Consider the following 8,510-nt stretch of genomic DNA (forward strand, 5'->3'; position numbering starts at 1 on the left):
GTTCCTCGATCGCTAGACCCCAGGACGTTCGCGGAAGCCCCCCGCCGACAGAACGGATCGACTATTTCGCGCCGTACAGCGCCATGACGTCCTTGCGGAACGCCGCCCCGCTGTCGGGACGGCTGTAGAACATGTGACCGCCTGGATAGTTGGACAGGGTCACCCGGCCAGCGGCCGTCGCCGGCATGGCGTCGACAACCAGGCGGGAGGCGAAGAACGGGCACGACAGGTCGTTGTAGCCGTGGACGATCAGCACCTTCAGCTTCGGGTCGACCGAGACGACCTTGCGCAGGTCGGACACCGACTCGGTGTCGGGGCCGCGGCCGCGATCCCACAGGCGGTTGACGGTCCCCGACAGCGCCTCGTACCGCGCGTCCGGCTTCCAGCCGACGATGCGGGTGGTGAAGTCGACGATGGCGCTGGTGGTCGGCGCGATGATCGCGTCGAGGATCGGGTCGTTGACCTCCTGCTCGGGCGCGAACGGGAAGGGATCCAGCGAGGTGACGTTGCTGTCGTAGCGGCTGCCCAGGCGACCCTTGTCGCGGAACACCTCGCGCAGGAACGACTGCGTCTCGAGGCGCCCGCCGGCCCGGCGCACATAGTCCGGATCAAGGCCCGTCATGGCCGAGACCTTGGTCGTCAGGCGCTGGAGGGCGGCGGGGTCGGAACCCTTCATCAGGTCGACCATGTATTCGCCGCGCGTGTAGTCCTCGACGGCCTTGATCGAGTCGGGCGTCAGCTTGCCGTCCCGCTCCAGCTTGGCGGCCGCGATCGAGGGCAGGGTCCACATGGCCGGCAGGGGCGAGATCTCCTGCGAGCTCCGGCCGGCGCTGGTCAGCAGCGGCGAGACCAACACCACGCCCTTCACGGCGACGCCGAGATCGGTCTGCAGCTCATAGGCCAGGCGCGGGCCACGGAAGCCGCCATAGCTCTCGCCGACCAGGTACTTGGGCGAGGTGAGACGCTCGTTCTTCACGAGATAGTCGAAGACGATCCGGGACAGGTACTCGATGTCCTGCTTGACTCCGTAGAAGCGCTTCTTGGTCTCCTCCTCGCCGACCAGCGAGCGCGAGAAGCCGGTGCCGACCGGATCGATGAACACAAGGTCGGTGAAGTCCAGCCAGCTGGCCGGATTGTCCTGCAGCTTGCTGAAGTCCGAGGGGCTGTCGCCCTCGGCGCCGAACTGCACGCGCTTGGGGCCCAGGGCGAAGTTCAGATAGACGCTGGCCGCGCCGGGGCCGCCGTTGAAGGCGATCGTGATCGGCCGGTTCGGGTCGCGCGGGCCGTCCAGCACGTACGAGGTGTAGACCACCTCGGCGACCTTCTTGCCCTTCTCGTCGCGCACCGGCAGCGCGCCGACGGTGGCCGTGTAGGCGATGGTCTTGCCGGCGATGACGGTGGTTTGCTTGACCGACTTGTCGGCCGGGAAGGCCGGCAGATCGAGGCCCTTCTCGGCGGCCGGCTTGTCGCCGCCCTTGTCCTGGGCCAAGACCGGCGTGGCCAGCCCCGAACCCGCCAGCACCAACGACGCCACCACGGCCGCGACGCCGCCGCCGAAAACCTGTTTCATGTTCGTCCCCTCGACTGAGGACGAAATTGCTAGGGCAACCTGCAAATCTTCACAACCGTTCCAAAGCGTGCTCGCTTGCGGAAAACCCAGGGAGACGCAGAGGATGGATAAGAGCAGCGCGAGAGCCGCCGCCGTGACGCGACTGGCGATCGGCCTGGCCCAGGGAATCGTGCTGTTCCTGCTGCAGAAGGCCGACGAGTCCAAGGCCTGGCCGGCGACCGCGCCGATGCTCTACGCGCCGTTGCTGGTCTGCGTTCTGATGGTTCCGCTGATTCCGCTGTCGGCCCTGTCGGCCATGCGCCGGAGCGCCCTCATCGCCTGGAGCGCCATGGCCGCCGCCCTGGTCGCGATCATGGCGGTCCACGCCGCCTGGGTCGGCGCGGGGCCCGACCGCCTGGGCGCGGGACCACTGTCGCCGCCGCTGTTCGTCGCCGTCGCCGCCCTGCTGTTCATCGCCCACCACCTGGTCCAACCGGCCGAGGCGGCGGGCAGACCCGTCGCGCCCTACGCCGACTATTTCGACCTGGTCGGGACCAACGTCGTCCGCCTGTTTCTGTCGCTGGCCTTCACCGGCGCCTTCTGGCTGCTGCTGGCCCTGGCCGGCGCGCTGTTCAAGCTGATCGGCGTCGAGGCGATCCAGAAGCTGATCGGCGAGACCGCCTTCGCCTTCCCCGCCACGGGCCTGATGTTCGCCGCCGCCGTCCACATGGCCGTGCAGTTGACCGAGGCCCGCGCGGGCCTGGTGCGCGGCGTGCGGACCGTGGGCCTCGTGCTGCTGGCCTGGCTGCTGCCGCTGATGGTGACGATCGCCGGCGGCTTCCTGGCCACCCTGCCGTTCACGGGCCTGGCCCCGCTGTGGAGCACCAAGGCCGCCGCGAGCCTGCTGCTGTCGGCGGCCGCCGCCCTGATCATCCTGATCAACGCCGCCTATCAGGACGGGCTCGAGCCGCCCAACCCGATCCTGCGCTGGGCAGCCCGCGCGGCAAGCCTCCTGCTGATCCCGATCGTGATCCTGACGGCCTATGCCCTGTGGCTGCGGATTCATCAGTACGGCCTGACCCCGGACCGGGTGATGGCTGTGACCTACCTGATCGTCGCCCTGGGCTTCACCATCGGCTACACGGTCGCCGCCATCCGACCTGGCGCCTGGATGAAGCCGCTCGAGCCGACCAACCTGATCATGGCGGCCGTCAGCGTGCTGCTGCTGATCGCTCTTTTCACTCCGATCGCCGAACCGGCGCGGCTGTCCGTGGCCAGCCAGGTCAAGCGGCTGGAGTCGGGCAAGGTCTCGGCCGAGAAATTCGACTTCCAGTTCCTGCGGTTCGACGGCAATCGCTATGGACGGCAGGCGCTGGAGCGATTGCAGGCCAGCTCCAACGCGAAGATCGCGCTTCGAGCTCGCGAGGCCGCCGCGCTAAAGGCTCGTTCGGTTCTTGCGTTGGGCGAGCCCAACTTCAGCGGCGTCACCGTCTTTCCCGTGGGGGCCAAACTTCCGGAGTCGTTCGTTCGTCAGGACTGGCCGGCCCATCTGCGCTCGGGCTGCATCGCACCGGGCTCGGTCTGCCAGGCCCTCATCTTCGACATCGACGGCGACGGCGATGCGGAGGTGCTGCTGGGCGTTGCGGACCAATTCGATGTGTTCAAGCAGCAAGCGGGCCGATGGAACCGCATCGCTCACACGTCGTCCGACTGTGAAACCGGTGATCTCGCCCCGGCCCTACAGGCGGGAGAGGTGAAGATGGACGAGCCACGCCCGCGACGCGACCTGATCATCGGCGGCCATGTGCTGGCTCTTCGTCCAAGCGAGGAGGTCTGCGGGAATCGGCGCTAGCCCACCCCCTCGCTGATCGCGTTGAGCCGCGCATAGACGCCGCCCTTGGCCTTCAGCTCGGCGTGGCGGCCTTCCTCGACGACCCGGCCCTTCTGGAAAACGAGGATCCGGTCGGCGCCGCGCACCGTCGACAGGCGGTGGGCGATGACGATCGTCGTGCGCCCCTCCATCAGCGCCTCGGCCGCGGCCTGGACCAGGCCTTCGGTCTCGACGTCCAGCGACGAGGTCGCCTCGTCCAGCACCAGGATCGGCGCGTCGGCCAGGAAGGCGCGGGCGATGGCCACGCGCTGGCGCTCGCCGCCCGACAGCTTGACGCCCCGCTCGCCGACCAGGGTGTCATAGCCCTGGGGCAGCTTCAGGATGAAGTCGTGGGCGCGCGCCTTCTTGGCCGCCGTCTCGACCTCTTCGCGGGTGGCGTCCGGCTTGGCGTAGGCGATGTTCTCGAACAGCGTGCGGTGGAACAGGGCCGGGTCCTGCGGCACCACCGCGATGGCGCGGCGCAGGGAGGTCTGGGTGACCGCCGAGACATCCTGGCCGTCAATGAAGATCGCCCCGTCCTGCAGGTCGTGCAGGCGCTGGATCAACTTGACGAAGGTCGACTTGCCCGAGCCGGTCGGCCCGACCAGCGCGACCCGCTCGCCGGGCGCGATCTTCAGGCTGAAATGGTCGTACAGCGGCGCGCCGGCGGCCTTGTAGCGGAAGGTCACGTCCCGGAACTCGATCGCGCCCGGACCCGGCTTGAAGTCGGGCGCGCCGGGCGCGTCGGCGATCTGCGGCTCCAGCCGCGTCCAGGCCGCGACGTCCTCGGTGTCGTCGAGGCCCTTCTGCAGCATGCGGATGTTCTCGCCCAGGTTCCGCAGATAGCCGCTCATCAGCATGAAGGCGGTGATCGCGAAGGCGACGTCGCCCGGCGTGGCCGTGCCCTGCGTCCAGCCCCAGACCATCGCGCCCGTCAGGCCCGCCTGCAGCACGACCAGCAGCAGGTTCTGGCCCAGCCACACGTCGGTGAAGCGGTTCCAGGTGACCATCACCGCATCGCGCCAAGCGGCCGTGACCTCGGCCAGGCGCTGGGCCTCGCGCTCTTCGGCGCCGAAGCTCTTCACGGTCGGATTGGAGGTCACCGCGTCCGCCAGCGCCCCACCGATCTGGGAGTCGAGCGCGTTGGACTTCAGGTTGCTGGGCCGCACATAGCGCTCGGTGACCCACAGGTTCACCGACAGATAGGCGATCACCACGACCAGTGAGATCGCGCCGGCCAGCGGCTGGCGGATCAGCATGGCGATCGACAGGCCGACCAGCACGATGACGCCCGGCCCCAGCCAGATGGTCACCGCGTCGGTGACGCTGTCATAGCCCCACATGGCGCGGGTCAGCTTGCGCACGGTCGCGCCGGCGAAGCTGTCGGCGTGCCAGTCCGACGAAAAGGCCTGCACCTTGGCGAAGCCTTCGTTGGTCATCTCCTCCATGTTCCGGGCCGCCAGAGGGATCCAGAACCGGTGAGCGATGTTGCGCACCACCGCGAAGGCGAAATAGACGCCGATGAACATGGCCAGGGCCGACCAGGCGCCGGCGTCGCCGCGCGGCTTGGTCGCGACGGTGTCGACCAGGTGTCCCGAGGCGTAGGGCAAGGCCAGATCGAAGCCGACCGCGACCAGCGTCAGGCCGACGCCCAGGCCAAACAGCAGCGGCCGCCGCTTCCAGAAGCGGGCGATGAAGGCCAGCACCTGGCGGTTGGACAGCGCGCGCTTCTTGGCGCCGATTTCGTCTTCGTCCTCGAGGATGCCGGTCATGGGCCGCTAGATAGGGCCTTCGAGCCGCTAGCGGGAGGCGCCTTTTTCTCGCCCGAACGGTCGCCAGCGTAGAAAGCCCCGGATCGCCGGCCCGACGACGGGCGTGCGCAGCATCGGGCGGACGGCGTGGGGACGGGTCTTGAGAAAGCAGACCACCGCCCCGATCCAGAACACGGTGGTGGGGAGGCCCGGCGTCACGATTCCGACCGCGCCGGTGGCGACCAGAACCCCGCCCAGGCCGTCCAGCGCCCATCGCTCGGCGCGGGTAAGGCGACGGCGGCGCGATTTTCGGTCCGGAGCGGCGGAGGCCATGCGCCAATCCTCGCGCCCACGGAACGCGCTGTCGAGAGGATTGAGAGCGGTTCGCAACATCACGAACCCTTAAGCGGGGTGGAAGCTCAGGCGCGTTGAGCCGCGATCCTTGGCCAGACCTCGCCGGATGAGCGGCCCAAACTTCGTCGCCGAGGTCAGCCGCGCGACCATGCCACGATCGCCGGCCCTGTCGAACAGCCGGGCGGCGGCAGTCCACAGCGCGGTGGTCACCGGGTGCGGCAGGACGATCCCGGCCGCGCCGCCGGCCAGCAGCAGGCCCCATCCGGAAACACGAAGAGCGGCGGTGGTCATGGCGAAATCCTCGAGAAAAGGCGGGGAGGGCAACGGAGCGGTAAAGCCGCCCTCCCCAGAATCGTCGCCTATTCGGCGGCGATGGCGATGTCGGCGATCGAGACGCCCACGCGCTCGGCGACGCCCGCGGCGTAGGCGGGATCGGCCCGGTGGAAGTGGACCAGCTGGCGCTTGATGATCGCCTCCGGCACACCCTGCATGGCCGCCGCGATGTTGTCGAACAGCTGGGTCTGCTGCTCGGGGCTCATCAGGCGGAACAAGGCGCCGGGCTGGCTGTAGTCGTCATTGCCGTCCCGGTGGTTGAACCGGTCCGCGTCGCCGTGCAGCGGCAGCGCCGGCTCGGCGACGGACGGATCCTCGAGAGGACCGCCGAAGCTGTTGGGCTCATACCAGGCGTCGGTGCGCGGCGGGCTGTCGAACCGCATGGCGCCGTCGGCGTGGTAGTGATGCACGGGACAGCGCGGCCGGTTGACCGGCAGGGCCTCATAGTGCGTGCCGATCCGGTACCGGTGCGCGTCGGCATAGGCGAAGATCCGCGCCTGCAGCATCTTGTCCGGCGAGAAGCTGATTCCCGGGACGATGTTCGACGGCGAGAACGAGCTCTGTTCGACCTCGGCGAAGTAGTTGTCCGGATTGCGGTTCAGCTCCAGCACGCCGACCTCGATCAGCGGGAAGTCCGCATGCGGCCAGACCTTGGTCAGGTCGAACGGATTGTACGCGGTCCGCTCGGCCTCAGCCTCGGTCATGATCTGCACGCTGAAGGTCCAGCGCGGATAGTCGCCGCCCTCGATGGCCTCGAACAGGTCGCGCTGAGCGCTCTCGCGATCATTGGCGATGACCGCATTGCCCTCGGCGTTGGTCCAGTTCTTGATCCCCTGCTGGGACTTGAAGTGGAACTTCACCCAGACGCGCTCATTGGCGGCGTTGATGAAGCTGTAGGTGTGGCTGCCAAAGCCGTGCATGAAGCGATAGCCCTGGGGCAGACCCCGATCGCTGAACAGGGTCGTGACCTGATGCAGGCTTTCGGGGCTCAGGCTCCAGAAGTCCCACATCGCTGTCGGCGAGCGCAGGTTCGTGACCGGGTGACGCTTCTGGGTGCGGATGAAGTCGGGGAACTTCAGCGGGTCGCGGATGAAGAACACCGGCGTGTTGTTGCCGACCAAGTCCCAGTTGCCTTCCTCGGTATAGACCTTGAGGGCGAAGCCGCGCACGTCGCGCTCGGCGTCGGCCGCGCCGCGCTCGCCGGCGACGGTCGAGAAGCGCAGCAGCACCTCGCTCTCCGCGCCCGGCTGCAAGGCCTTGGCCTTGGTCCAGCGGCTGATGTCGTGGGTGATCTTCAGCGTGCCGTACGCCGCCGAGCCCTTGGCGTGGACGACCCGCTCGGGGATGCGCTCGCGGTTCTGGTGGGCCAGCTTTTCCAGCAGTTGGTAGTCCTGCATCAGCAGCGGACCGCGCGGACCGGCGCTGATCGAATTTTGGTTGTCCGCGATCGGCGCGCCGGCCGTCGTCGTCATGGTCGTCTTGGTCATGGCTGCCTCCGCCGTGGGTGTGAGCGAACCTTGGCCGCCGGGCCTCGATAAATCCAATTGATCGTTTTTCGCGACGAGATCGGATTTCTCTATGCTCGCGCATCAAAGCATGACCGATCAGCCAGCGAAGGGCTTGAAGGCGATGGCTGCTCTTTTCCGCTTATGCCGGCGCGGGTAAGCCTGCCCGCATGACCACGCACGCCATCCTGCCCGACGCCGCGCCCGCCAACTGGGTGGACCGTCACGCGCCGCCCAAGTTGCGGCCTTGGCTGAAGTTGGGCCGCTTCGATCGGCCGGCGGGGATCTGGCTGCTGATGCTGCCGGGCTGGCAGGGGATCGCCCTGGCCGCCGCCGAGCAGGGCCGTTGGCCCAATCCGCTGCTGCTGCTGGCGGTGTTCGTCGGGGCGGCGCTGATGCGGGCGGCGGGCTGCGCCTTCAACGACATCGTCGACCGCGATTTCGACGCCCAGGTGGCGCGCACGGCCATGCGGCCGATCCCGGCGGGGCTGATCAGCGTCAAGCAGGCCTGGCTGTTCCTGGTCGGCTGCAGCCTGGTCAGTTTCCTGATCCTGGTCTGCCTGGGCTGGACGGCGATCCTGCTGGGCGTTCTGTCCCTGGGCCTGGTCGCCGCCTATCCGTTCATGAAGCGGATCACCTGGTGGCCGCAGGCGTGGCTAGGCCTGACCTTCAACTGGGGCGCCCTGCTGGGCTACGCCGCCGCCGTGGGGCATCTCTCGTGGTCCGCCGCCCTGCTCTACGCGTCGGGCATCTTCTGGACCCTGGGCTACGACACGATCTATGCGATCCAGGACATCGAGGACGACGCCCTGGCGGGGATCAAGTCCTCGACCCGACGCCTGGGCCAGCACGTCAAGCTCGGCGTCGCGGGCTTCTACGCGGTCTCGGCGGTCCTCGTGATCGCGGCGGCCTGGGTCGGGAGCCTCGGGCCCCTGTTCCTGCCCTTCGCCGGCGCCTTCGCCCTGCACCTGTCGCGCCAGGCGGCGGCGGTGCGACTGGAGGACGGACCGGGCGCGCTGAAGCTGTTCAAGTCGAACGCGGTGGCCGGGCTGATCGTGGTGGCTGGGCTGGTGGCCGGCCTCTGGAAGCCTGGCGTCAGCTTCTAGGAAAGCGCGCCTCCCCTCCCCCTTGCGGGGAGGGGCTGGGGT

7 protein-coding genes are annotated in these 8,510 nt (G+C 68.4%); 2 read left to right on the forward strand and 5 right to left on the reverse strand.

Annotated features, from left to right (window positions below; all coding sequences use genetic code 11):
• Positions 1-61 precede the first annotated feature (61 nt).
• Entirely contained in the window at positions 62-1,570 is a 1,509-nt protein-coding gene (locus AX690_RS10490) for a S10 family peptidase (protein WP_066680352.1), read from the reverse strand.
• Between the two features lie 103 nt (positions 1,571-1,673).
• Between AX690_RS10490 and AX690_RS10495 the strand changes: the two genes are divergently transcribed.
• A complete protein-coding gene (locus AX690_RS10495; protein WP_066680351.1) occupies positions 1,674-3,401 on the forward strand; it encodes a DUF4153 domain-containing protein in 1,728 nt (575 codons plus the stop codon).
• On the opposite strand, the gene AX690_RS10500 is transcribed toward AX690_RS10495, so the two are convergent.
• The 4 genes from AX690_RS10500 to AX690_RS10515 form a co-directional block, all read right to left on the reverse strand.
• Entirely contained in the window at positions 3,398-5,191 is a 1,794-nt protein-coding gene (locus AX690_RS10500) for an ABC transporter ATP-binding protein (protein ID WP_066680350.1), read from the reverse strand. The genes AX690_RS10495 and AX690_RS10500 overlap by 4 nt on opposite strands.
• A 27-nt stretch (positions 5,192-5,218) precedes the next feature.
• Positions 5,219-5,503 carry a DUF454 family protein gene (locus AX690_RS10505; RefSeq protein WP_066680349.1) on the reverse strand — a complete coding sequence of 95 codons (285 nt, stop codon included), beginning with the start codon at positions 5,501-5,503 and terminating at the stop codon, positions 5,219-5,221.
• A gap of 69 nt (positions 5,504-5,572) precedes the next feature.
• Positions 5,573-5,815 carry a hypothetical protein gene (locus AX690_RS10510; RefSeq protein WP_066680347.1) on the reverse strand — a complete coding sequence of 81 codons (243 nt, stop codon included), beginning with the start codon at positions 5,813-5,815 and terminating at the stop codon, positions 5,573-5,575.
• Between the two features lie 68 nt (positions 5,816-5,883).
• Positions 5,884-7,344, reverse strand: a complete 1,461-nt coding sequence (locus AX690_RS10515; protein ID WP_066680345.1) for a catalase — start codon at positions 7,342-7,344, stop codon at positions 5,884-5,886.
• Between the two features lie 188 nt (positions 7,345-7,532).
• Here AX690_RS10515 and ubiA point away from each other — a divergent pair, with 188 nt between their 5' ends.
• A complete protein-coding gene (ubiA, locus tag AX690_RS10520; protein WP_066680343.1) occupies positions 7,533-8,468 on the forward strand; it encodes a 4-hydroxybenzoate octaprenyltransferase in 936 nt (311 codons plus the stop codon).
• The last annotated feature ends 42 nt before the right edge of the window (positions 8,469-8,510 follow it).

The organism is Caulobacter sp. CCH9-E1, assembly GCF_001556515.1.
Taxonomy (GTDB): domain Bacteria; phylum Pseudomonadota; class Alphaproteobacteria; order Caulobacterales; family Caulobacteraceae; genus Caulobacter.

Excerpts from the sequence above, each read along its gene's own strand:
- AX690_RS10490 (WP_066680352.1), bottom strand. The coding sequence starts at position 1,570 with ATGAAACAGGTTTTCGGCGGCGGCGTCGCGGCCGTGGTGGCGTCGTTG.
- AX690_RS10495 (WP_066680351.1), top strand. The coding sequence starts at position 1,674 with ATGGATAAGAGCAGCGCGAGAGCCGCCGCCGTGACGCGACTGGCGATC.
- AX690_RS10510 (WP_066680347.1), bottom strand. The coding sequence starts at position 5,815 with ATGACCACCGCCGCTCTTCGTGTTTCCGGATGGGGCCTGCTGCTGGCC.
- ubiA (WP_066680343.1), top strand. The coding sequence starts at position 7,533 with ATGACCACGCACGCCATCCTGCCCGACGCCGCGCCCGCCAACTGGGTG.
- AX690_RS10505 (WP_066680349.1), bottom strand. The coding sequence starts at position 5,503 with ATGGCCTCCGCCGCTCCGGACCGAAAATCGCGCCGCCGTCGCCTTACC.
- AX690_RS10515 (WP_066680345.1), bottom strand. The coding sequence starts at position 7,344 with ATGACCAAGACGACCATGACGACGACGGCCGGCGCGCCGATCGCGGAC.
- AX690_RS10500 (WP_066680350.1), bottom strand. The coding sequence starts at position 5,191 with ATGACCGGCATCCTCGAGGACGAAGACGAAATCGGCGCCAAGAAGCGC.